A 22,409-nucleotide genomic window follows, 5' to 3' on the forward strand; every position below is an offset into this window, starting at 1 on the left:
GCCCTATGAAATCCGTTCTGTTCACCGCTAAGAATGAGGTTAAATTCACCTATCTACCTGACCCAAAACCGGGTCCAGATGATGTGGTAGTCGAGGTCAAAGCCAGTGGCATTTGTCACACCGACTATGAAGTTCTCAAGGACAACTACGGTACAGGCGCATTCCCAGTTGTGCCGGGTCATGAATATGCGGGCGTGGTGGTCGAGACTGGCTCGAATGTCACAACCGTAAAAACAGGTGATCGTGTCGCTGTTGATCCCAATTTCGAATGCGGCACATGTCGCGCATGCCAACGTGGCTGGGCGCATCTTTGCGATAACCTTAGCGCATACGGCGTTACGACACATGGTGGCTTTGCGAGCCTCAGCCTTGTCAGTGCCGACAACGTTCACCCCATCGGCGATATCGGCTTTTCACGCGCTGCCTTGGCAGAGCCGATGGGCTGTGTCCTAAATGGTGTCAATGCCGTTCACGCCCCTTGGATGGAAGAGGCACTTATCTTCGGCGCAGGACCGATGGGGCTGTTGATGGGCATGGCCCTGCGCGCGCAAGGGGTGTCTAAGGTTGCGTTTGCCGACATCTCCGAAAACCGACTTGCGTTGGCCGCAGGTTTTGATTTTGAGGCCGTCGCGTCCGGTTCAGCCAACCTAGACAAATGGCAGAGCCGTGCTGACCTGGTGGTTGAGGCCACCGGCGTACCAGCGGTTGCCGCTAAGCTGACAAGCTACATGGCCAACGGTGGCAAGGGTTTGTACTTCGGTGTTTGCCCGTCTTATGCACGGATCAAAATCTCTCCTTTCGAGGTTTTCCGACGCCAACTGACCCTTGCCGGATCGCATTCCCTAAACCACAACATCCCCCGCGCGTTGGAGGTTATCGCAGGCTTGGGTTCGCAAGCAGATCAGGTGGTTTCGCACAGATCATCTTTGGAAGAAGTGTCAGAATTCCTCGCGACTAAACCTCCAGCCGGAAGCTTAAAAATCCAATGGAGCGAAGAGTAGGAATGCGTTCCCAACGATCTGCTAAAATGCACCCAAGTATCGGACGGTGCTATCAACCTTGGTATGACCCAAAAGAAATTGGACGGCTCTCAGATTTCCGGTCTTTCGATAAATCTCCGCCGCTTTGGTTCTTTGATGTGAGTGTGTGCCGTAGGCATCCGGCAAGAGACCAATTGCAGTTAGCCAATCGCGCACCAGCCGTCCATATTGTCTCGTCGAAATATGTGGTCTGTAGGGAAGCGACTAGGAAACATGAAATGGCACATGATCATTTTTGATGACGTAATCCATGCGCCAACCGTATCTCTTGTGTTTTGGGTTAGCTCGAATTGAATAGGACGTTTTGTCTTGCATTGAATAACTGACGCGTTCGCGGACGCAATCTTCTTGTACTGAGTCTGTTACGCTCAAGCCTACGAGATCACAGCCTTGTAGCCTGCTATCCATAACCACATAGAACAAAACGAGATCACGAATGTTTCCGCTCATTTCAAGCCGTGTTCGGATTGCCCAAATTTGTTTCGCAAGAGTGGCCGTTTTTGACCGATAATCCGACCCCTATTCCAAGCTCGATGTTTCGGAGTGACTGCGGGAAGTTGTACTCTTGGCATAATATGCCCTCCAATCCACCCTCCAAACCCAATCATCAGCACCGCGCTGACTTCTGCATTTTATCAGGTTCCGAATGGCAGCTTCTTTTGCCGCAAGGCAAGATGTTTCCCTTCGCTCGTGCAGTATTTCAACGCTGCGAGCGCACGCAGCGAAGAAATCTAAGGTACAAAATGGGCTCTAAGCCGCCATTCGCTGCGTGATCAACTTACGACTGCTATGCGGACAAAGCGTAATTTTGCGCCTACTTAATAAGTTGCTGACGTCCAGTCCTAATAACGTTTTAATTTCAAAAAAGGCGCCGAAGCAATACGCAGCCATTGGCAAAAAATATTTGCAATTAAGTCGCCTGGATAATGCTTTTTCTGACGGTTTCAACGAACCTTTTAACAGTCTCGGAGTTACCCGACTTTCGAAATGCCACATATAAATCGATCAGGTTTTCGGAGGGTTCAAAGGGGACGAAAGAGATCCCAGGCGGTGCAATATTCTTGACCCAGGCTGGTGCCAAGGCGATTCCTAGCCCATGGGCGACAAACTGCAGCAGGGTGGATTTGTCAATAATCTCACAAACTATATTTGGCTGGGCACCAATTTTTCGAAAACCACTCCACAAAGCCTCGTGCAGGATTGGTCGCGCGTGCTTAGGGTAACCCACGATTGGTTGATCCGCGATGTCTGCTATGGACAGGGATACCGATCTTGAAAGAGGATTCGTCTCGGCAAGGACCACTACGATGGGTTGACGATGCAAAAGTTCGCTGGAAATAAAGTCATCTTCTAGGCGCGTCCGTACGAAGGCCACATCAGTTCTATGGGCAATCAACTCGTGGGAATGTTGTTCGGATGACGATATTTCCAGAACCTGTACATGCACCTTAAAATCGGTCTGCCGAAATGTCAGTAGAACCTGCGGTAGTAACATCGAAATTGCCTCGTCAACACCGCTTACGCGAATGTGGTGAAGGTCCGACTCGGCGGTGTGGCGAACATTGGAAACCGATTTATCAATATCGGTCAGGATCCTTTTTGCATCTTGTGCAAATTCAGATCCGGCTTGGGTCAGACTGACTTGTCGTGTAGTTCTAAAAAACAGTCGGGCGCCCAGTTCGTGTTCCAACGAAGAAACCCGTTCAGAGAGAGCGGATTGGCTTAGCCCTAGGCGTTCGCTTGCTTTCCTGAAATGAAGTTCTTCGGCGACAGCGATGAAACACTCCAGTTGTCTTATGTCCAATCCAATATCCTCTGCAGGTTCATTTTATAACGCTTATCCGCATTTTTTCATCCAATCCAGTCTCAAATTCGCGGATTGCAGAAGCGTAGCTCAACGTGTCAAGCGTATCGTCGCGGCCTCGGATCAGCGCTATTCGCGTGGCATCATCCATCTCGAACGGCACCGAACTTTCACCTGCGGCAATCATACGGCGCTCAAGGTTTATGGAAATCTCTGCGCCGCTTTGATTATCCGAAAATTGTAAAAGTAAGTCTCGCACTTCAGGAGATACGACCGGCAAAGCAAGACCATTTTTACGCGCATTATCATAAAATATCCCAGCGAACCCTGTTCCTATACAGGCATCAATCTTCAATTGGCGCATTCCCCAGACGGCATGTTCTCGGCTTGAACCGCATCCAAAATTATCTCCGACAACTAAGATTGTTGCTTGCGTCCAAGGCGTTTTGTTTAGAATAAATTCTTGCCGCTTTTGGCCAGCTGCGTCAAAGCGCAGATCGGCAAAGGTGCCATCTGCCAAGCCTTCGCGGCTGATTGTAATCAAAAACCGTTTCGGCATGATCACATCCGTATCAACATTCGCCAGTGGCAAGGGGGCGGCGATTCCTTTAATAGTTTTTATCATTGGTTTGTCTTTCACTCAAAATCTCGTATGTCAGCCAGATGCCCACAAACGGCTGCTGCAGCGACCATTGCGGGTGACATTAGATGGGTGCGTGCGCCTCGGCCCTGCCGCCCTTCAAAATTCCGGTTAGTCGATGAAGCTACCCGTTCCCCCTCCATAGCAATATCGTCATTCATCGCTAGACACATCGAACAGCCCGCCTCAGGGCGCCATTCAAACCCTGCGGTCTCGAAAATGGTGCGAAGGCCTTCGGATTCCGCCTTTAGGCGTGTCATGGCGGACCCAGGAACTACGATAGCTTCAACCCCCTCAGCCACTTGCCGGCCTTCCAATATTTTGGCTGCCTCTCGTAGATCTTCGATACGACTATTGGTACACGAGCCGATAAAGGCCGTGTCGATTTTGATCGATTGGGCAGCTTGCCCTTCTGTCAGCCCCATATACTGCAATGCGCGCTCCAGCGCCGCTTTAGCTTTGGGAGAGACGTAATCGAAAGCAGAAGGTACGTTCGCTGTTATCGGTACTGATTGGTCTGGACTGGTGCCCCAAGTGATCAAAGGCTCGATATCGGCCCCTGAAACGGTAACTTCCTTGTCAAATATGGCTCCGGAATCGCTGACCCAGTCTTCACCGCTAAATGCAAATTGACCGCTGTGCGGGTATCCTGTCAGCGCCGCTTCGGTGGTTTCATCTGCTGCGATTAAAGCCGCGCGGGCGCCCAGCTCGACTGCCATATTGCACACGGTCATACGGCCGGCCATATCAAGACCGACAATAGCTGAGCCTGCAAACTCAACAGCAAAGCCGTTGGCTCCACCTGCACCCACGACTTGGACCACCTTCATTATGATGTCTTTTGCCATGACGCCTGGTGCTGTAGTGCCCTCAACTGTAACGCGCATTGTCTTCATACGCTTATATCGTAGCGTTTGCGTTGCCAAAACATGTTCAACTTCAGAAGTACCAATGCCAAACCCCAAAGCCCCGAAGGCTCCATAGGTTGTTGTGTGGCTATCGCCGCATGCTATCAGCATGCCTGGCGCGACCAAGCCCTGCTCTGGAACTATAACATGCTCAATGCCTTGGCGGAGATCACCCAAACCGTAAAATGCGATTTGATGCTTGGTACAGTTTTTTTCCAAATTATCGATCAGCAGCTTTGATTGTGCATCCGGTGCTTCGACACTGCGGGTGGCGTTAACATGATCGACCACGGCCAGATGTGCCTCCGGACGCCAGACCTTTAACCCCTTACTTTCCATACCAGAAAACGCCTGCGGACTGGTATATTCATTCATGATGTGAAAATCGACATAAATCAGCATATCGCCATCGGGCAGATCACAAACCTTATGGTTATCCACCAGTTTATCGTAGAGCGTGCGGGTCATTGAGCAGTTTCCTTTATATGGATCGGATTGCGGAAAAAGAAGTCAGACATGCGCTCTGCTATGTCTTCAGGGCTCTCTTCAGCCATATAGTGAGAGGTATCGAGCGCCTCGCCCTCAACTTTTTCTGCCCGCTGCCGCCAGAGGCTAAGTGCGTCAAAGCATGTTTCGATTACTCCGCGTTTTGCCCAGAGCGTCAAGAGTGGCATGTCGAGTTTTCGTTCCTGATCTGCGTTATCATGTTCAATATCGATGCTCGCGGCGGCACGGTAGTCTTCGCAGCTTGCATGAATGACCTCGGGGTTCGCGAAGGCGCTCAAGTATTCAGTCAGAGCTTCGCAGGAAAAGGGGTTTTTGCCCTTTGCCTGTTTAAAGCATTTCATCTTCCAGAACGTTTCGGGATCTGCTCCGATCATTTTTTCGGGCAGCGGGTCTGGCTGTGTCAGAAAAAACCAGTGCCAGTAAGCCCGCGCAAATTCGACGCTAGTATTGGCATACATTTCGCGGGTAGGTGCAATATCAAGCAAAGTCATAGCTGCAACTCGATCAGGATGATCCAAACCCATCCGATGCGCCACCCGCGCCCCCCGATCGTGGGCGCCAACCAGAAACCGTTCATGACCCAAATACCGCATCACAGCGACAACATCATTGGCCATAGCACGTTTTGAATAGGGCTGATGCGATGCATTTGACGCTGGTTTATCTGATTGACCATATCCGCGTAAATCGGGACAGACGATTTGATAAGAGCGTGCCAGAATTGGTGCCACACCGTGCCACATAGCAGATGTCTGCGGATAACCGTGAAGAAGAACAAGCGGAGGTGCATCTTGAGGTCCAGCGCGGCGAACAAACAAAGTCGCACCGTCTCCTTCGATACGCTCGCGCACGAAACCCTCAAACATTTTGAACTCCTTGGGTATGTTTAACTTTTATCCATTATTTCAGATTAAACCTGAATATTTAATCGTAAAAACTGAACAGTTTTGCCGACTAATTCTTGCGTCAATCCCATGTAGTCTTTTTCAACAGAAGCCGCGCCAGAAGAAATCAGGGAACGCGGTAAAAAGAACCAAAGGAGGATATCATGAAATTTCTGTTGAACACCGCATTATCTCTTACGTGTGCATTAGGTGCTACGTCCGCGTTTGCCGCCTGCGATACAGGCGAAACCGTTATTAAATTTAGCCATGTTACCAACACTGACAAACATCCAAAGGGAATAGCAGCCAAGTTGCTAGAGCAGCGCGTCAATGATGAGATGAACGGCAAGGCCTGTATGGAGGTTTTTCCAAATTCAACCCTTTATGACGATAATAAAGTTCTTGAAGCATTGCTTCAGAATGATGTGCAGCTAGCAGCGCCTTCGCTGTCAAAGTTTGAGAAGTTCACCAAACAGTTCCGTATCTTTGACTTGCCTTTCATGTTCGAGAACATCGAAGCCGTCGATGCATTCCAAGGCTCTGATGCTGGGCAGGCTTTGCTAGACAGTATGCAAAAGCGTGGTCTTCAAGGTTTGACATTCTGGCATAACGGTATGAAACAAATGTCTGCCAATGTACCGTTGATGCCACCAGCAGACGCTAATGGTCTTAAATTCCGTGTGATGTCGTCAGACGTTTTGGTTGCCCAAATGGAAGCACTCGGAGGAGCTCCACAAAAAATGGCCTTCTCTGAAGTCTATGGTGGGTTACAGCAAGGTGTCGTTGATGGGCAAGAAAATACGTGGTCAAACATTTATGGTAAAAAGTTTTTCGAAGTACAGGACGGTATCACGGAAACCAACCACGGTATTATTGACTATCTGGTTGTGACCAGTGTTGATTGGCTTGATAGCCTGGAAGCCGATGTCCGCGACCAGTTTTTAACGATCTTGAACGAGGTAACTGAGCTTCGCAATGCTCAATCCTTTGCTGTAAACCAAGCCAACCGGCAAGCTATAATTGAGGCGGGCAGCACAGTTCGGACTCTAACGCCTGAAGAGCGTCAGGCATGGGTTGATGTTATGAAACCAGTCTGGGATCAATTCGCGGATGATGTTGGTCAGGACATGATCAACGCAGCACAATCCCTTAATTAAAGTCTCTTTATTCAACCTGTTCGGAGGCGTTTTGGACGCCTTCTAACATGCTTGGAAAGTTAAATTATGAATCACTCAAAATCGTTTACCGATCGTATTGAGGAGATGTTGATCTCAGCCATTCTTGGCGTAATGACATTGATTACATTCGCCAACGTCGTGGCGCGGTACGGGTTCAACAAAAACATTCTTTGGGCTCTTGAGCTAACTGTCTTTCTCTTCGGTTGGTTGGTACTCCTCGGTGCCTCTTATGCCGTCAAAAAGGGTTCACATCTTGGTGTCGATATCGTCGTCAATATTCTAACTTCGAAATCACGCCGCGTCTTGGGGTTGGTTGCTGTGGCTGTATGCGTTGCCTTCAGCTTCCTAATGCTGAAAGGAGCTTGGGACTACTGGGCGAATTTCGCCAATCTGCCGGGCACGGAGGGGCGTTGGTTTCCGCTCGGTTTTGAAGAAAAGTACCGCGACAAAGGATGGTACGAGGTCAATGACATCCCGCATCCCGCCATATTAGGATGGATGGAAACTGTCTTCAATGAAGGCGAAGAATACGAGAAAATCCCACGCCTTTTGCCATATCTCGTTCTGCCATTGTCAATGGCTTTGATGCTTTTCCGGTTTCTACAAGCTGCATGGGCTCTCTGGGTCGGCGCGGCTGACCGTTTGGTGGCCAGTCATGAGGTTGAAGATGAAATCCAAGATGCTCGTGAGCAGTTGAGAAAGAAATCCTGATGGAAGTTGTTCTACTTTTTACCTTAGTCATCGGCATGCTGGTTATCGGTGTACCGATCGCGGTCGCACTTGGCATGTCCTCCCTGCTGTTTCTGCTAGCCTTTTCTGACAGTTCACTTGCATCAGTGGCCCAAACCCTGTTCAGCGCCTTCGAGGGCCACTATACGCTGCTTGCGATCCCGTTTTTTATTCTAGCCTCTTCGTTCATGACAACTGGAGGTGTTGCCCAGCGGATCATCCGGTTTTCAATTGCCTGTGTCGGACACTTGCCCGGTGGGCTGGCCATTGCCGGCGTTTTTGCCTGCATGCTGTTTGCAGCCCTGTCAGGTTCTTCACCAGCAACTGTCGTGGCAATTGGAACGATCGTTATTGGAGGTATGATCCAAGTTGGCTATTCAAAGGATTTTGCTGCAGGTGTGATATGCAATGCAGGTACGCTGGGAATTCTTATTCCACCCTCTATCGTGATGGTTGTCTATGCGGCTTCGGTGGAAGTTTCGGTTGGGCGGATGTTTCTCGCTGGCGTCATCCCGGGACTTTTGGCTGGCTTTATGCTTATGACCGCGATTTATGTCATGGCAAAGGTGAAAAACTTACCCAAAGGCGAATGGCAAGGATGGAGAGAGGTTTTTGCCTCGGGACGCGAAGCCGGTTGGGGCCTTTTCTTAATCGTGATTATCCTTGGTGGTATCTATGGCGGGGTATTCACCCCAACCGAAGCGGCCGCGGTTGCTGCGGTCTATGCATTCTTCATTGCCAACTTTATCTACAAAGATATGGGTCCACTTGCCGAAAAAGGCCCGCGCGATCTTTCCGCTGCCTATGTAGAGGATCCAAGAGGGACCACTTCTTTATGGCGTCAGCCTTGGGCGCTGGTGACAGCTTTCTTCCATCCCGATACAAAGCACACGCTGCTGGAAGCAGGCAAACTCACCGTTACGCTCTTATTTGTAATCGCAAACGCGCTCATTCTTAAGCATGTTCTGACGGATGAACAAGTTCCACAACATGTGGCTAATGCAATGTTATCGACGGGCTTCGGACCGGTTATGTTCCTTATCGTCGTGAACATCATCCTGCTGATTGGTGGGCAGTTCATGGAGCCTTCAGGATTACTTGTGATTGTCGCGCCACTGGTCTTTCCAATTGCGATAGAACTGGGCATTGATCCGATTCACCTCGGCATCATTATGGTTGTTAACATGGAAATTGGTATGATCACGCCACCGGTTGGGTTAAATTTATTTGTCACTTCAGGCGTTGCTGGCATGCCAATGATGTCGGTCGTCAAGGCTGCGCTTCCATTCCTAGGCGTTCTTTTTGTTTTCTTGATCTTGGTAACCTACGTGCCTTGGATTTCGACCTTTCTACCCAACCTCATCATGGGGCCGGAAATCATTTTGAAGTAGTATTATTGGCCGAAACAAACTGGTGGCACCTGAAGAGGTGCTGCCTTGTTTTCTGCCGAACTGAAGACGCTTCTCATTTAGCTTTTGACGGCTCAGGCCAATCACTATGTTCTGCACTTTTGAGGAAAGGATTTAGCCTCCCGCTTATTCCTTCAGTCGACGCTTTGCAGCAACGGCTACTTTGGGCTCTCAGCTGCCATTCGCTGCGCTTTGAATGAATGTCCGCTCTGGTTAGCTCCTGCCTGTCACAGCAATTCAACTGCCTGACTAAGCTGATCACTATTCACATCAATATATCTCTGCGTTGTGCTGATATGCGAATGCCCTGCAAGTTCGGCGAGCAACCGTACTCCTACGCCTTTGTTTGCTAATCGGGTGATATATGTGCGGCGTCCACTATGACTGGAGGCATCTTTAAAACCGCAGGCTTTATAGATGTCTAAAAATAGCTGGCACATTGTGTTTGCTGAAAAGTGACCGCCTTTTTGACTTTCAAACAGGGGACAATTTAACTCTTGCAAACATTTACTTTTGGCATAGGTGACAAGCGCTTTCCTTAAGCGCTGATTGAGATACACAGTTCTGCGCTGCCTGCCTTTGCTTTGATCCACGCCCAGAATAAATTGTTCTCGCACAGAACCTGTTTCAACAAATACGTCTCCTAGTTTAAGCGCCGCAATTTCTTTGGCGCGCAGGCCTGCATAAAAGCTAACCATGAATATTGTCGTGTCACGAACTGGATGACGGCGACTGCGGCAGTAGTGTAATACTCTGCGAAACTGCGCTTCGTTTAGTGTTTGTGCCTGTCGCATCTCAAAGCTCCTTAAACATAATGTTTTGTTAGCTCTGAGTATAAAGTCTGAGGTTTAGGTTCGGCGACCGAAATCTGCCAATAAATATCCTCAATGATTTCAATGGGATCAACTATAATCTCATACAATGTATGTTCTATGAGGTTTTGTGTTTATTTTGACTTGACGATCTCGGCAGGTGCCAATGTAAGGCTGCTCAAACAACAACTTTAATTTTTTTATTGTACTCAAACATTTCCTATGGATAGCGATTTGCAGCTATTCATTTTTATGACGCTGTTCTCTCCAGAGGATAGTCAGGCCAGAAAATATTATTAAGAAAACTCCAGGGAATAGGGTGTCGATTGGAAATTCTCCAAAAATGAACCAGCCAAAGCAAAAAGCAGTTATGATGCCGAAATAACTAAACGGGGCAAGCACTGCTGCGGGCGCATTACGAAAAGCGTACATTAAGAAGATAACGCCAAAGCCACCAGATATTGCCATACTGCAAATTAACAGTCCGTCTTTAAACGATTGAATTGGACTGAAATCAACAGATGTAGCGGCTAATAAAATGGCTCCAACAGCCGCAGCTGAAGCTGAGTACAAGTACAAAATGGCACTTGAAACTGATTTGTCGAAACTTCTTAACGTGACCATAGACGCCGCATAACAAAATGCTGCTCCAATCGGCATTACTGCAGTCCAAGTAAATACGTCAGAGCCGGGTCGAACAATCAAAAGAGCACCAGTGAAACCGACTGCAATTGCTCCCCACCTCCAAACACCAACTTTTTCGTGGTAAAAAATTATCGCGATTAATACTATAAATACTGCATTTGTTTGGCCCAACGCAGATACTGTTGCTAATTCCATATTAGCTAATGCTGTGTAAAAAAGGAGTTGTGCTAGAGCTACAAAAAGGCCCCTCCCAATAGCTAATTTCCACTGTTTTATTTTATATGCTCTGAGATTAAAGCTGAGCTCACGGTTGTAGGCCAATAGAGCAATAGTAGGAAGAATTCCTACAACATTTCTGTAAACTGAGAGTTCCTGCGGGGAATAGCGGACCGAGAGAAAGCGGACATGTACAGCCATTAGGTCGAAACAAACATAGGCTAGCAAACAAACAAGTATCGCACGAATATTAGATGTCACTTGGCTCCAAACCCAAAAGCAAATGAGCCTTTGTTATACAACCACTCTGCCTTAAACCGAATAAAGTCAAGCGTGCCAATTTATGTGTACTGAGTAGCGTAATAGGATTTTCTAAAGCGAACCAGTTTTAAGTCAGGTTTTTTGTTAAAGTTGATAAATAAACATATAGGCAAAAACACAGGCTGAATAAGGCAAAGTAAACGAGATCAAGATTGGCGCGTCGATTATAATTGCGCTGTGGTGATGTACTTTGAAAACGTCAGCATAAATCGAACTGCCCGTTGTTCGTCTTCTTTGCACTACCCTGCTGCTGGCAGGATGCCTTAAACGCGCATATCACAAAATTGGTGACGACGTTTGCAAAGTCGTAATGGTTGAGAAGGAACGCCTTCTAAAAGTGAGACGGAAGACAACCCCGCAAGGGATCCGTCACTGCACAGGTTTGCCTGACCGTATGGGTTCTGTGTAGGCGTGTGATACGCCAGTAATAGAGATGATCGCAAAACCTGCTCTTCCCTCCAAAGGGTTTGGTGATACGGGCTGACAAGCGATGTGCAACAGATGCATTGAGCAGTTTTAGATTGATGCCTTTACAGGCGTTGATCTGACTGCTCTTTGCAATATCGAATAAAGGAAACGAACTCAATTGAACTGAATTAGTTAAGACGAAGTATCTGAGTTCGGCGATAGCTGAACACTCGTAGATGCGAAGCAGATGCGATTGACGATAAAGATATTCAAGAAGTTAGAACTACACCTAATATTCTTCTCCAAGCATTATTGTGAGCACACGTCTGGTCACATGTGGATCACTTGGATCAGGGCTGTGGTTCATCAGATCAAGGTCGTAGTAATCGATCTTCCAAAAGACAGTATTGCCTTCATATTCGATGGCTCCAAAGTCATGTTCGCCAAATGGGTCATTGCGCTCAGAGAAGTCATCAAAACCTTTCACCAAATCTAAGATGTAATCCACAGCGTCGTTACCTAGCAAATCTATGCCTCGTGTGATGATGAGTTTGCAATTGGTGAGAGTGGTGCGGGCTTGATCGTTTAAAAGGGCAATAGATTGGACTGTTCTGTCAACGTCGGGCTGCAAGCCTAGCTCCTTTTACAAAAGCATATGCTCAACGGTAAGTTTGGACGACCGGATAATATAAAAAAGAGCCACCCAAAAAATGAGCGGCTCTTCAGTAAGCTGGTAAGAAGCTTTAGGATCCAGTGCGGGCTTCAAGAAGCTGATCAAACTCAGACTTATCTGAGGTAAAATCCAAAATTGTATCTTCCAACCAATCCATCATTTTACGTCCACTGCCTTCAAACCCTTTTAGCAATAGCTGGGTTTGAACTTCGGTTAAAAAGATACCGTTAGTATCTAATATGGCTTTGGCTCGGGGAAGCCATTGATCTACGGTTGGATAGGTAAACTCTAGGCATCGACAACGATCTTGGAGTGGCTGATCAATCCGGTGCAGGTTATTTGTGGTGCAGATGATAATGCCAAAAGTATGCTCATCGACGATTGCGCGCAATGTTTGCTGCATGCCGGGCTTTAGTTGATCCACTTCTTCTATGACCAAACATCCGTTCAACATGCCAAAGGCGCGTTGGTAGTTCCAATTACCGGTGAGAATATCCAAACTCTTATCTTCTAACGCGCTTGCATGCACTGAGCATTTGGCGATGTTCACGTCTTCTTCTGTGTATCTACTCTTCATGATCAGGTTTGCGGTCTCGCTCTTACCAGCGCCGCGTGGTCCGTGCAGAATAAGATGCTTGTGCCTTTTGTTGGCGGCAGTTTCTTTGACGATACGTTCGACATAAGCGTCCACAAAGATAATATCGTCCAAAGTTTTGGGGCGATGCTTTTCTTCAAACTTCATTTAATTGTTCCTTTCGAAGAGAAATAGTGAGCAGTGCAAAGACTGCTCACTTATCAAGGCTGATTATTCCGCAGGGATAGCTGCGCCATTTAACTCAGTGACATCGACATGTAAGGCAGGTTGAAACGACTGCGGCTCCATTTCTTGGCTCAAACTTTTTAGATTGGCTTTGCGCTGCTCTTCATTGCGCTTTGCAACGCCCGCTTGCTCTGTTTGACTTGCCTGCTCTTTAAGTTGACTGCCTGCCAATGTGAGAACAGTTTTTATTGGAACCAATTTATCTGTACCAAACACAATAGTGCCGGTTCCATCCGTATTTTTGCGAATAAGGGCCAGGCTGAATTGTTCACCATCTGCGGGCTGCAGCTCGTCTCTCATCTCGATCTGCATAATACCATTTGCATCGCTTAATACGGTTTCTGCATAGTCTTTGTTCTGCTTGGCTTTATCCGCTTCGCTCAGCCCTTCTTTATTGGCGCGACGGATCTCATCAATACCGTGATTGTCAGTAATGAACGTCTCAAGCGTATCGCCGGTTTGTCCTGCGTCAGAAGCGACTTTAAGAACGCGTGCATATGAGAATGCGCGGCTTGCAATTGTTTGCTCCATATTAGGCCCAACAAATACAAGGCGGATGATCTTCAAAGCTAGGCTGGTTGAGCTGTTATATCCAATACCGCGCTCTTCCAATTGCTCCGTAATGGCTTTGGCTAAACCAGTTTTGGCGTCTTTGGCTTTGTTAAAAAGCTCCAAGCAGTTGCCTAGAATTGCATAGAGCTCTGCATTGCTTGCTGCATAGGTGCCGTTTTGCCATTTGATGCGGTTTGCAATCATCTCATCGATAACGGACGTTAGGCTTGGCGCTATATTTGTGTTTTGAGTTACGTTTGTCATTTTTAGTTCTCCAAAGTTTAAAACTGCGACTGGCGTGATTGCCGTGTCGATGAAACAAACGTAATTCAAAGTTTGATGCCGATATAAAAAGCATTAATATAAATTATAATTGGCATCATTTTGGATTGATTTTATGGAAGAGTTTAAAGATCGCCCATTGCACTTTGCCTATGCGTGGCCCGTAAAAGATCCCAAACGCAGCAAAAGAGTGCTGCCACCGCCGCCTTTTCCAGAGGCAGAGCCTTGGCATTGTTCGGTCTATTACTACTGGTGGGAGTATCTAAGGCGCCATGAGGGGTACAAACGTACCTGTGCGCAGGGTGGGCGAGGGCGCTATGCCAAGGTCTATGCAGACCTTGGCAATGTGCACGAAGGCGAATTCTGGGATTGGTGGCGCGCGCATAACTGGATCTTTGCTGAGCCACCCATAAGACAGGTTAAAGCTGCTGAGGCAGGGGAGCTTGCAGATGATTACACGCTCATCATAAAGGTTCCTTTGGAAACATCGCTTGCTATTACAACACGTCAGTTCAAACGCTTAGTGAAACCTCAAATAAAAAAGGCGGCGCGCCAGAAGTTGCCCAGCCGGGCGAAGTATCCAGTGGCAACGAAGCCTATCCTCTCTGCACTACATGAACATCTTCTCGTTTGGGATGCAAAGCAGAGGCATCCAAACTTCAAAGATGCAGAGTTGGCCGATCTAGTGGGTCTTCGCATCAATCACATTGTGGATGGTGAAACTCTTCAATCCAGACGTAGTCTCAACCTCTCAACATACAAAATTGAAAAGAAGATTTATCGGCGCAAGCAGTTGTCCGTGCAGCGTCACCTGCGCATTGCAGAGCAGTATATAGAGAATGTGGGCAAGGGGCAGTTTCCCCTGAGAGATAAGAGATAATTCCACTATGGGGCAAACACAGTCGGGTGACCCAGTATGGGCCAACATTGTGTCTCCCGAGTCTTTGCCGGTTTTGGTGTGCCCAGGGTCTCCAGTTGTACACAGCGCAATGAGATAAATAACTGTGTAAGTTATTTAGGGAGTTAATTATGAGCATAAGATTATTGGAACATATACGCGATGAGTTGAGAGGTTCTGGTGCAATTCAAAACACACCAGAGTTTTGCACAAGCTGGCTGGGAAGAAGTGAGGGTTACATCAGAACACTGCGTTTTCACCGACTAGAACCCAGTGTGGAAGCGCTAAGTGTGTGTTCCCACAAACTTGGACATTATGCAGATAAGTTGAGGTCGAGTGATCAAACAGATCACCAAACTTGGGTCGCTACATTTGATCGCCTGAAAGACCTCTGTGAGCATGCAATCGCCAAGCAGTCCCATGCCATCTGGAAGCAACCAGAGCGTATGGGTGCATGAGGAGGAAACAACATGGATGATGCAAGAGAGGAGATGCGCAAGCTCATTGATGTGATTGAGAATGGCGCAAAAAGCACCAGTGTTGAGCAAGCTGTGGATGACATCAAACTTTTTGCAAACACCACAAGCTTCCTCGCGAATGCTTTAGACACGCGCCTCAAGTCCAAGGATGCCAAACCAAAGAAGAGGTCAAAACTGGCAAAGACTGTGGGGCAACCAAAACCACCAATGCCTAGTATCCCAAAACCCTCAAAACCACCAAAGTCGCAAGTCACCAAAACCGGCATGCCCAGTGCAATCAGCGCGGCGATCTCACAGGCAGATTATGACAGGCTCAAGCCAAAGGCCGCACAAGCACCTCTCAGATCCAGTTAGACACCAACATTCGTTAAAAACTACGTCGCGAATTCCGCTGAAACACTACAGTTTGAGGCGTCAATAAGTGAATTTATCATCCGTTGCTTTATGTCTAGCGATGCATAGTTAAATAACCGCGCTAAACCTACTTCTTTTTAATCTAGTGAAAAAGTAGTGCCATATGGAACTAGCCCAGTGACTGCTTCAAGAAATTCTGGAGTTCCGCAGGCAAAACGTAGCTTGTCATTAAGATCAGTTTTCGTCCAATCTACTGTGCATCCGACTCCAACCTGTTCTAATATCGCAATCGCTGCCATCAGATCCCAGGTAGAGTCACCTGTTCCCAGATAGCCATCAACTTGCCCTTGTGCGACCTCAATCAAAGACAAGGTGGCCGAGCCGCAAGTTCGAAACGACATTTGCGCATTTTCTAAGACGAAACGAAGAGTGTTTAGTCGTAGATTAATTGATGTTGCGGGGTGAAAACCAATACAACAGGCTGCCTGTTCTGGTTTCATTCCTTTACGCTGATCCATGAGCTTTCCATTAAAAGTACTGGGAAGACCTTTTCCGCCAACGAATGTTTGCATTTTAACTGGAACATGAAGCACGCCTAATATGGGATATCCATTTTCATATAGTCCGATGGACACGGCCCATTGATCGCCGCCGCGAACAAAATTGAATGTCCCATCAATCGGATCAACAACCCATGTTCGTCCAGATTGACTTTTTCGCGATGCACCTTCCTCTCCAAATACTCCATCATTTGGAAAGGTTGCAATTAGTTCACGCGTAATAAAGGCTTCGACTTCTTTGTCTGCAACTGTCACCAAATCGAGGTGGCCTTTGGCTTCGACGGGTAAAGAGCTAAGCTCAAAGAAATGTGAGAGAGCAAGATCACCAGCTTTGCGGGCGATGGTCTCAATAATATTTGCACATTTTGGAATTAGTGGGAGGGTCACAGCCTAACATACCTTACATGATTAATAAATTTTTCTGACCCCTTGAAACTTAAGATATGATAGGAGTACGGCTCTGAAACTCCGCCGGGATCTATCGAATGTGCTCTAAGGTCTAAACCGTGTTGAAAAGCAGAACCACCACTTACCTGGCAAAAAGCACCATGCCAAAGTGCTTGAAATGGGCGATGTATGTGCCCTGCCAAAATTATTAGTTGAGTTTTATACTCCGCAATTATTTTTCCAAGTCTCTCTTTTCCTGCTTTTAAACCTATTTTGTCATAAGCAGTGACGCCGGACGGGAATGGCGGATGATGCATTGCAATTATGGTGGGACCGGAATGTTGATCTTGAAGTTTTCTTTGTAACCAATCAAGCTGATCTGAATTTAGTGCTCCGTGGATCGCGCCGTCAACTAGGGTATCTAGAGCGAGAATTCTCAGTTCATTCACAACTGCTTCATAGTTCAAATTTGGGCTTGGTTCGAAAGGGGTGGTAGCTTTAAACGCACGGTACATGTTCTCACGATTATCGTGATTACCTGGCATTACAAAGACTGGTATTGAAAGTGGTGATAAAATTTCTTTTAAGAGATCGTAGTCTTCCGGTGAACCACCATCTGCTAAGTCGCCTGTGAAAATCACAACGTCCAAAGCCGGTATATGGTCTTTAATGTCTGCAATGACCTTTCGTGCTACATCGGCAGCATCTTTACGCACTAGCATAGACTCGGGATTATCCGCAAAAATATGAAAATCAGAAATATGCGCAATTAACATTTAGGCCTCCGAGTAGCTATTTGATGCCAGCGCGCATAAAATTGGCGACAAATTGGCGTTGAAAAAGTACAAAAGCAATTATTAATGGCGCAGTTGTCATTAAGGTTGCGGCATTTACTAGAGACCATTCCACGCCGCTTTCGACAGTTGCAAATACACTCAAACCGACTGTGACAGGTCTCACTTCAGGTGAATTAGTCACAATCAGAGGCCACAAAAAGTTGTTCCAGTGAAAGCTAACCGACACAAGTGCATAGGCCAAATAGACAGGTTTTGCCAACGGCACATAGATGTCCCATAGGATACGCCATGCACTAGCCCCTTCAATTTGTGCTGCCTCATCCAGAGATATTGGTACTGTCATAAAAGTTTGTCGGAGCAAGAATATACCAAAAGCAGAAGTCAGATAAGGCAAAGCAATACCTAAGATTGTGTCGATCATTCCTAATCGTGACAGGGTAAGGTAGTTCTCAACAATTAGGATTTCGGGTGAAATTAAAAGTTGAACCATGATCAACGCAAATAGGAATCCCGACCATCTAAATTTGTACCGAACGAAAGCATAAGCCACTAGTGTGCAGAGAATAAGGTTTGCGATAAGAACGATCGTGATCATGAGGAAAGTGTTCATGAAATACAAAGCAAATGGCGCCGCCTTCCAAGCTTCAAAGAAATTACTTATAGTAAGGGGAGCATTCCAAACGAAATTAGCGGAATAAACTTCGTCATGGAAAGCAGTCCACACTGAATATACAAAAGGAAGTCCCCAGATTGCCGCAAGCACTATGCCCAATGTCGACCACATAATTCTGTTTAATCCATGTGTCATTGATAATGTGCCTTCCGATTCAGCAGCCAGTATTGAACCGCAGCAAGAACTCCTAAAAGACAGACCATCACAACAGTCAGGGTCGCGCCGTACGCAAAGTCACGCTGCGAAAACGTCACTTCATAAATGTAGTAAAGAAGTAGGGCACTTGAATTGTTAGGCCCTCCGTGTGTCATAACAATTACATGGTCTACCAAACGAAAAGCGTTAATGAGTGCATTGACGGCGACAAAGATAGTAGTTGGGCGTAAAAGAGGAAAAACTATCGTCAAAAAAACATGCGTGTTACTTGCCCCCTCTAACTTTGCTGCGTCTTTAAGGTTTTCTGGTACGGCTTGAAGCGCGGCGAGATAGAAAATCATGAACAACCCTGCTTCTTTCCAGACGGCGACGAACATCATTGAAAGTAACGATGTTTCGGTACTACCTAAAAAATTTATGGGGGGTAGACCAAACAAACTTAATATTTGAGAAGCTAGCCCGATCCCGGGCGCGTAAAAAAACAGCCAGATATTTGCAACCGCAATCATTGGCAACATTGTTGGCATGAAGAAGGATAAGCGCATTAGCCAAGTTCCAGGAAGCCTTGCGTTTACTAAAAGTGCCATACCAATCGCCATACCAATCGCCACAGGTATTGTTCCAAGAGCATAAATGGTGCTGTTAAACATTACCTGAGCAAGGCGATCATCTTCGAATAGGGTTTGATAATTTTCAATACCAACAAATTTTGATGGTCTTCGCGAACTAGCGTTGTTCCAAAAAGAGTTTATCAGAGCTCGTACCGCAGGGTAGTGTGTAAAAGCGATCAATAATAGGCAGGGTAGGATGAGCATAATTATCGCTAAATTAAATGGTATTTTCTTATTCATTTTTAACTACGCTCATTTGTGATCGCCTTTAAGCCCCGCGCGACGGGAGAAGCGCGCGGGGCTTTTGCTAGTTTTAGATTACTGGTAATCGCTCAACACAGCATCAGCACCTTCTTGTGCAATTTTCAACGCGGCGGCAGGTTCAGAATTTCCTGTAACTACGCTTTCAATTGCATCAACAAGATATTGGGTCACCTTCGCCCTTTGAAAAGTCGCGAACTCGCGCTCAGCGTATTGCAATTGATCCAAAGCGACTAACGCTTGAGGCAAACGCTCCGAATAAGCTTTCATCTCAGGTGTTTCCCAAGCATCAGGACGCGGTGCAACGTAACCTGTCGCTATACTCCAAGTTGCTGCATTCTCTGGTGCTGTCATGAATTTTATAAAATCTAAGGCAGCTTCGCGCTCCTCATCAGTCGTGTCAGAGAAAATATAGAAGTTGCCACCTCCAATAGGTGCGCCTGGGCCATCACCACCGGGAAGAAAACCGACACCCCAATCAAAAGTTGCGTTCTTTTCTATGAAAGCTAAGTTCCCTGTCGAAGTCCACATTGAAGCAGTTTGTCCTTCGAGGAAGGCCTTTGGCGTGTCTCCCCATGAAATGCCGCCGGGTGCCATGACTCCTTGTTCGGATAGATCAAGTAGAAATTCCAAAGAAGCGATAGTTGCAGGCGTGTCTATTCTTGCTTCGATACCAGTTTCCGTGGTCAGCACATCACCTTTTGACACTACCAGACCACCAAACAACCAAGCGCCACCAAGACCCAAAGTTGGAATTCTAGTACCCCATTGGGTGACGTTTCCATTGTCGTCTTTGACTGTCAATGCTTTCCCAATTTTGATCATTTCATCCCAGGTTTTAGGTGGAGATTCTGGATCGAGTCCTGCAGCGCGGAATGCATCTTTGTTGTAGTAATATACGGGTGTAGAGCGCTGGAACGGAATAGCATAAGTTTTTCCTTCGAATTCGGCGTCCTTCATGAAACCATCGTAGAATCCATCAATCCATTTCTGATCTTCGGGTGTGTTAGCTATATCTGAAATTGGAAGAATTACGTCTTCTTCGATTAATGTGAAAAGATCAATTGACAATAAAACGGCAACTTGAGGCGGCTTGCCTGCATTCGCCGCTGTTAGCGCCTTTGTTGTCGTTTCCACATAATTTCCTGCATATATTGCTTTAACGGTATGTTGCGGATTCTGTGCTGCCCATTCATCAGTTAGCGCTTGAATCGTCTCTACCGCTGGTGCGTTTACCCCGACTGGAAAGTAAAATTCCAGTTCTGCGGCGTAAGTGCTAGCAGCAGAGAGTCCTATAATAGCTCCAGCGTAGCAAGAGGTAGTAAGATATTTCAAAGTCTTCATTTTGGGTGTCCTCCCAGTTGGTGAAAATTGTCAGCAATTTTTGCCATTATTATTGTTTGCTCGAAATTCGTTCACCTGTTCGTTTTGAGAACAAGTGCGTCTCTTCATTACCCCAGTTTACAATGATGTTATCTCCGGGAGATGGCGCATCAGGCCCGCGATGGGCAAGGATGCAGGGCGCACCGGATTTAGTGCGCAGCTGAACAAGAAAAATATTCCCTTCGTATTCGACACTTTTGACGAAGCAAACTGCAGTGAAGCCTTTGTTCGGAGTATTTATTTCCATTAATTCGGGGCGTACACCGACGATAAGGTCCGTTTGCCGCGCGCCACTAGTCGCGGAAACCCAGTCTGGATACTCTAAATCTTCAGCCGCCAATAGATTCATCGGAGGTGTGCCAATGAAACTCGCAGCAAAGGTATTAGCTGGGCTGTCATAAAGGTTTTCCGGAGTTCCTATCTGAGAGACCTGTCCATCGTTTAGGAGGACAACTTTGTCCGACATAGATAAGGCTTCGCTTTGATCATGCGTCACATAGACAACAGTAATACCCAGCTCTTTGTTAAGTGAACGAATTTCACTGCGGATTTCTACCCGTAACTTCGCATCGAGGTTGGACAATGGCTCGTCCATCAGGACAATTGGGCGCTCAGAAACTAGAACGCGGGCTAAAGCTACTCTCTGTTGTTGACCGCCAGATAGTTGCGCGGGCTTGCGGGCCAGAAGTGAGCTTAGATCCATTAAGTCGACTACACGCTTGAGCGCAGCTTGCTGAGCAGCTTTTGCTACTTTGCGCACCTTAAGTCCGTAAATTATATTTTGAGAAACATTCATGTGCGGAAAGAGCGCATAATTCTGAAATACCATGCCAATATTTCGATCCGATGCAGCTCTACTGGTAACGTTCTGACCGTCCAGAAGAATTTGACCGCTAGTGACGTCTTCAAGACCAGAAATCAATTTTAAAGCAGTACTTTTACCGCATCCTGACGGTCCAAGAAGGGTTATAAATCCGCCAGCATGGATATCAAAATCAATTCCCTTTAAAACATCTGTCACGCCCCAACTTTTTCGGAGGTTGCGAACTGCAAGCGAAATCCCTTTAGCGCTCATGCCAGCACGACATCAAGCTTAGTTTGGCGAAGCGCATCAAGATCGTCCGTATGTATTTCTTGATTGGTTATGATGCCCGAAATTTGAGAAAATTTTGCTGTACGCATAAAAGCGCTAGGCTTAAATTTTCTGTGATCTGCGATGACAAATTTTGTTCGTGAAGTGGCCAAGACTTCTTTTTGGACCTGACTATATGCTTCACTTGCAACACTGATCGAACGACTTTTTAGATCAATAGCTGTACAACAGATAAAGGCAATGTCGAAGGACAATGTCCTTAACGCTTCGATTGCTAAAGAACCAGCAAATGAATCGTTGATTGGTTCATACGCTCCCCCTATTAGGTAAAAATTTGATACACCATTTGATTGCAACTTTTGAGCTATGCCCAGCGAAGTAGTGACATAGGTACACTTTGGTTTTTTGGCTGCCTGCACGGCAATAGCGTGCGCAGTAGTACCCGCATCTAGGAAAACAACCTCATCGCCGTCCAGTAGATTTATTGCAGCCAACCCGATTCTGCGTTTTTCGTCTGCGCCAACCATTTTACGCTGATCATTCGGCAGATCACCAATCACGCTAGCTTTTCGCATTACGCCCCCATGGGTTCGTGCGACGCGCCCTTCTTTATCTAGCGTCTGCAAATCTCGGCGCATTGTGGCCTCTGAAACACCAAAATGGTCACATAAATCTCGCAAGGTCATTGCGCCCCTAGAAGCTACTAGATCAGCAACTTTTCCACGTCTGACCTCAGCTAATTCAAATGTATCGGACATGTTCATTTCTAACTTCCTATGTTCCAATGCAAAAAATCGATCATATAAAATCATAAAACTTAAGAATCAATCATAAACAGTCACTAACGATCAGTCAACTTTTCTCTCTAATAAATTTTAAGCTCTGTGAAATTTTACATCTCGCACACCCATGGCAGCTACGAGCTAGCT

The 22,409-nt window shown here is 46.8% G+C and carries 23 protein-coding genes and 1 pseudogene; 7 read left to right on the forward strand and 17 right to left on the reverse strand.

Features of this window, described 5'->3' with window-relative positions:
• Positions 1-5 precede the first annotated feature (5 nt).
• Positions 6-1,001 carry an alcohol dehydrogenase catalytic domain-containing protein gene (locus UM181_09070; GenBank protein WQC61490.1) on the forward strand — a complete coding sequence of 332 codons (996 nt, stop codon included), beginning with the start codon at positions 6-8 and terminating at the stop codon, positions 999-1,001.
• Positions 1,002-1,022: 21 nt separating this feature from the next.
• On the opposite strand, the pseudogene UM181_09075 reads toward UM181_09070, so the two are convergent.
• From UM181_09075 to UM181_09095, 5 genes and pseudogenes are all read right to left on the reverse strand, one after another.
• Positions 1,023-1,612 (reverse strand): annotated as a pseudogene (locus tag UM181_09075) (tyrosine-type recombinase/integrase).
• 338 nt (positions 1,613-1,950) lie between these two features.
• On the reverse strand, positions 1,951-2,844 hold the full coding sequence (locus tag UM181_09080) for a LysR family transcriptional regulator (protein WQC61491.1): 894 nt from the start codon (positions 2,842-2,844) through the stop codon (positions 1,951-1,953).
• A gap of 19 nt (positions 2,845-2,863) precedes the next feature.
• Positions 2,864-3,469, reverse strand: a complete 606-nt coding sequence (leuD, locus tag UM181_09085; GenBank protein WQC61492.1) for a 3-isopropylmalate dehydratase small subunit — start codon at positions 3,467-3,469, stop codon at positions 2,864-2,866.
• Between the two features lie 11 nt (positions 3,470-3,480).
• Entirely contained in the window at positions 3,481-4,860 is a 1,380-nt protein-coding gene (gene leuC, locus UM181_09090; GenBank protein WQC61493.1) for a 3-isopropylmalate dehydratase large subunit, read from the reverse strand.
• Positions 4,857-5,765 carry an alpha/beta hydrolase gene (locus UM181_09095; protein ID WQC61494.1) on the reverse strand — a complete coding sequence of 303 codons (909 nt, stop codon included), beginning with the start codon at positions 5,763-5,765 and terminating at the stop codon, positions 4,857-4,859. Before UM181_09095 ends, leuC begins: the two co-directional genes overlap by 4 nt.
• A 182-nt stretch (positions 5,766-5,947) precedes the next feature.
• On the opposite strand from UM181_09095, the gene UM181_09100 reads away from it, so the two are divergent.
• The 3 genes from UM181_09100 to UM181_09110 all read left to right on the forward strand — a co-directional run bounded on the left by UM181_09100 (position 5,948) and on the right by UM181_09110 (position 9,081).
• Positions 5,948-6,940, forward strand: a complete 993-nt coding sequence (locus UM181_09100) for a DctP family TRAP transporter solute-binding subunit (GenBank protein ID WQC61495.1) — start codon at positions 5,948-5,950, stop codon at positions 6,938-6,940.
• A gap of 66 nt (positions 6,941-7,006) precedes the next feature.
• On the forward strand, positions 7,007-7,672 hold the full coding sequence (locus UM181_09105; protein WQC61496.1) for a TRAP transporter small permease: 666 nt from the start codon (positions 7,007-7,009) through the stop codon (positions 7,670-7,672).
• Complete coding sequence (locus UM181_09110; protein ID WQC61497.1) at positions 7,672-9,081, forward strand: TRAP transporter large permease; 1,410 nt, start codon at positions 7,672-7,674, stop codon at positions 9,079-9,081. The genes UM181_09105 and UM181_09110 overlap by 1 nt, the downstream gene beginning before the upstream one ends.
• A gap of 245 nt (positions 9,082-9,326) precedes the next feature.
• Here UM181_09110 and UM181_09115 read toward each other — a convergent pair whose 3' ends face one another.
• From UM181_09115 to UM181_09135, 5 genes are all read right to left on the reverse strand, one after another.
• The gene (locus UM181_09115) at positions 9,327-9,893 is read right to left on the reverse strand and encodes a tyrosine-type recombinase/integrase (GenBank protein WQC61498.1); all 567 of its coding nucleotides are present in this window, start codon (positions 9,891-9,893) and stop codon (positions 9,327-9,329) included.
• Between the two features lie 258 nt (positions 9,894-10,151).
• Positions 10,152-11,033, reverse strand: coding sequence for a DMT family transporter (locus tag UM181_09120; protein ID WQC61499.1), 882 nt, complete (start codon positions 11,031-11,033; stop codon positions 10,152-10,154).
• A gap of 757 nt (positions 11,034-11,790) precedes the next feature.
• A complete protein-coding gene (locus tag UM181_09125) occupies positions 11,791-12,099 on the reverse strand; it encodes a DUF3768 domain-containing protein (protein WQC64725.1) in 309 nt (102 codons plus the stop codon).
• 145 nt (positions 12,100-12,244) lie between these two features.
• Positions 12,245-12,916 carry an AAA family ATPase gene (locus UM181_09130; GenBank protein ID WQC61500.1) on the reverse strand — a complete coding sequence of 224 codons (672 nt, stop codon included), beginning with the start codon at positions 12,914-12,916 and terminating at the stop codon, positions 12,245-12,247.
• Between the two features lie 63 nt (positions 12,917-12,979).
• A complete protein-coding gene (locus tag UM181_09135) occupies positions 12,980-13,810 on the reverse strand; it encodes a hypothetical protein (protein WQC61501.1) in 831 nt (276 codons plus the stop codon).
• Positions 13,811-13,943: 133 nt separating this feature from the next.
• Between UM181_09135 and UM181_09140 the strand changes: the two genes are divergently transcribed.
• The 3 genes from UM181_09140 (at position 13,944) to UM181_09150 (ending at position 15,559) form a co-directional block, all read left to right on the forward strand.
• Positions 13,944-14,708, forward strand: a complete 765-nt coding sequence (locus UM181_09140; protein ID WQC61502.1) for a hypothetical protein — start codon at positions 13,944-13,946, stop codon at positions 14,706-14,708.
• A gap of 149 nt (positions 14,709-14,857) precedes the next feature.
• On the forward strand, positions 14,858-15,184 hold the full coding sequence (locus UM181_09145) for a DUF6626 family protein (protein WQC61503.1): 327 nt from the start codon (positions 14,858-14,860) through the stop codon (positions 15,182-15,184).
• Positions 15,185-15,196: 12 nt separating this feature from the next.
• On the forward strand, positions 15,197-15,559 hold the full coding sequence (locus tag UM181_09150; protein ID WQC61504.1) for a hypothetical protein: 363 nt from the start codon (positions 15,197-15,199) through the stop codon (positions 15,557-15,559).
• A 137-nt stretch (positions 15,560-15,696) separates the two neighbouring features.
• Here UM181_09150 and UM181_09155 read toward each other — a convergent pair whose 3' ends face one another.
• The 7 genes from UM181_09155 to UM181_09185 all read right to left on the reverse strand — a co-directional run bounded on the left by UM181_09155 (position 15,697) and on the right by UM181_09185 (position 22,244).
• On the reverse strand, positions 15,697-16,506 hold the full coding sequence (locus UM181_09155; GenBank protein ID WQC61505.1) for an inositol monophosphatase family protein: 810 nt from the start codon (positions 16,504-16,506) through the stop codon (positions 15,697-15,699).
• Positions 16,503-17,282 (reverse strand): metallophosphoesterase, encoded by a 780-nt coding sequence (locus UM181_09160; protein ID WQC61506.1) that lies wholly within the window; start codon positions 17,280-17,282, stop codon positions 16,503-16,505. The genes UM181_09155 and UM181_09160 overlap by 4 nt, the downstream gene beginning before the upstream one ends.
• A 16-nt stretch (positions 17,283-17,298) precedes the next feature.
• The gene (locus tag UM181_09165; protein WQC61507.1) at positions 17,299-18,111 is read right to left on the reverse strand and encodes a carbohydrate ABC transporter permease; all 813 of its coding nucleotides are present in this window, start codon (positions 18,109-18,111) and stop codon (positions 17,299-17,301) included.
• A complete protein-coding gene (locus UM181_09170) occupies positions 18,108-18,983 on the reverse strand; it encodes a sugar ABC transporter permease (protein ID WQC61508.1) in 876 nt (291 codons plus the stop codon). Before UM181_09170 ends, UM181_09165 begins: the two co-directional genes overlap by 4 nt.
• Positions 18,984-19,061: 78 nt before the next feature.
• Positions 19,062-20,348 carry an ABC transporter substrate-binding protein gene (locus tag UM181_09175; GenBank protein WQC61509.1) on the reverse strand — a complete coding sequence of 429 codons (1,287 nt, stop codon included), beginning with the start codon at positions 20,346-20,348 and terminating at the stop codon, positions 19,062-19,064.
• Between the two features lie 49 nt (positions 20,349-20,397).
• Positions 20,398-21,462, reverse strand: coding sequence for an ABC transporter ATP-binding protein (locus UM181_09180; protein ID WQC61510.1), 1,065 nt, complete (start codon positions 21,460-21,462; stop codon positions 20,398-20,400).
• Positions 21,459-22,244, reverse strand: coding sequence for a DeoR/GlpR family DNA-binding transcription regulator (locus tag UM181_09185; GenBank protein ID WQC61511.1), 786 nt, complete (start codon positions 22,242-22,244; stop codon positions 21,459-21,461). The genes UM181_09180 and UM181_09185 overlap by 4 nt, the downstream gene beginning before the upstream one ends.
• Between the last annotated feature and the right edge of the window lie 165 nt (positions 22,245-22,409).

This window comes from Alphaproteobacteria bacterium US3C007, assembly GCA_034423775.1.
Lineage (GTDB): Bacteria > Pseudomonadota > Alphaproteobacteria > Rhodobacterales > Rhodobacteraceae > Thalassovivens > Thalassovivens spotae.

What these genes read in the sequence shown, in the direction of transcription:
- UM181_09070 (WQC61490.1), top strand. Translation starts at nt 6, where the DNA reads ATGAAATCCGTTCTGTTCACCGCTAAGAATGAGGTTAAATTCACCTAT.
- leuD (WQC61492.1), bottom strand. Translation starts at nt 3,469, where the DNA reads ATGATAAAAACTATTAAAGGAATCGCCGCCCCCTTGCCACTGGCGAAT.
- leuC (WQC61493.1), bottom strand. Translation starts at nt 4,860, where the DNA reads ATGACCCGCACGCTCTACGATAAACTGGTGGATAACCATAAGGTTTGT.
- UM181_09095 (WQC61494.1), bottom strand. Translation starts at nt 5,765, where the DNA reads ATGTTTGAGGGTTTCGTGCGCGAGCGTATCGAAGGAGACGGTGCGACT.
- UM181_09100 (WQC61495.1), top strand. Translation starts at nt 5,948, where the DNA reads ATGAAATTTCTGTTGAACACCGCATTATCTCTTACGTGTGCATTAGGT.
- UM181_09105 (WQC61496.1), top strand. Translation starts at nt 7,007, where the DNA reads ATGAATCACTCAAAATCGTTTACCGATCGTATTGAGGAGATGTTGATC.
- UM181_09110 (WQC61497.1), top strand. Translation starts at nt 7,672, where the DNA reads ATGGAAGTTGTTCTACTTTTTACCTTAGTCATCGGCATGCTGGTTATC.
- UM181_09115 (WQC61498.1), bottom strand. Translation starts at nt 9,893, where the DNA reads ATGCGACAGGCACAAACACTAAACGAAGCGCAGTTTCGCAGAGTATTA.
- UM181_09130 (WQC61500.1), bottom strand. Translation starts at nt 12,916, where the DNA reads ATGAAGTTTGAAGAAAAGCATCGCCCCAAAACTTTGGACGATATTATC.
- UM181_09135 (WQC61501.1), bottom strand. Translation starts at nt 13,810, where the DNA reads ATGACAAACGTAACTCAAAACACAAATATAGCGCCAAGCCTAACGTCC.
- UM181_09140 (WQC61502.1), top strand. Translation starts at nt 13,944, where the DNA reads ATGGAAGAGTTTAAAGATCGCCCATTGCACTTTGCCTATGCGTGGCCC.
- UM181_09145 (WQC61503.1), top strand. Translation starts at nt 14,858, where the DNA reads ATGAGCATAAGATTATTGGAACATATACGCGATGAGTTGAGAGGTTCT.
- UM181_09150 (WQC61504.1), top strand. Translation starts at nt 15,197, where the DNA reads ATGGATGATGCAAGAGAGGAGATGCGCAAGCTCATTGATGTGATTGAG.
- UM181_09160 (WQC61506.1), bottom strand. Translation starts at nt 17,282, where the DNA reads ATGTTAATTGCGCATATTTCTGATTTTCATATTTTTGCGGATAATCCC.
- UM181_09165 (WQC61507.1), bottom strand. Translation starts at nt 18,111, where the DNA reads ATGACACATGGATTAAACAGAATTATGTGGTCGACATTGGGCATAGTG.
- UM181_09170 (WQC61508.1), bottom strand. Translation starts at nt 18,983, where the DNA reads ATGAATAAGAAAATACCATTTAATTTAGCGATAATTATGCTCATCCTA.
- UM181_09175 (WQC61509.1), bottom strand. Translation starts at nt 20,348, where the DNA reads ATGAAGACTTTGAAATATCTTACTACCTCTTGCTACGCTGGAGCTATT.
- UM181_09180 (WQC61510.1), bottom strand. Translation starts at nt 21,462, where the DNA reads ATGAGCGCTAAAGGGATTTCGCTTGCAGTTCGCAACCTCCGAAAAAGT.
- UM181_09185 (WQC61511.1), bottom strand. Translation starts at nt 22,244, where the DNA reads ATGAACATGTCCGATACATTTGAATTAGCTGAGGTCAGACGTGGAAAA.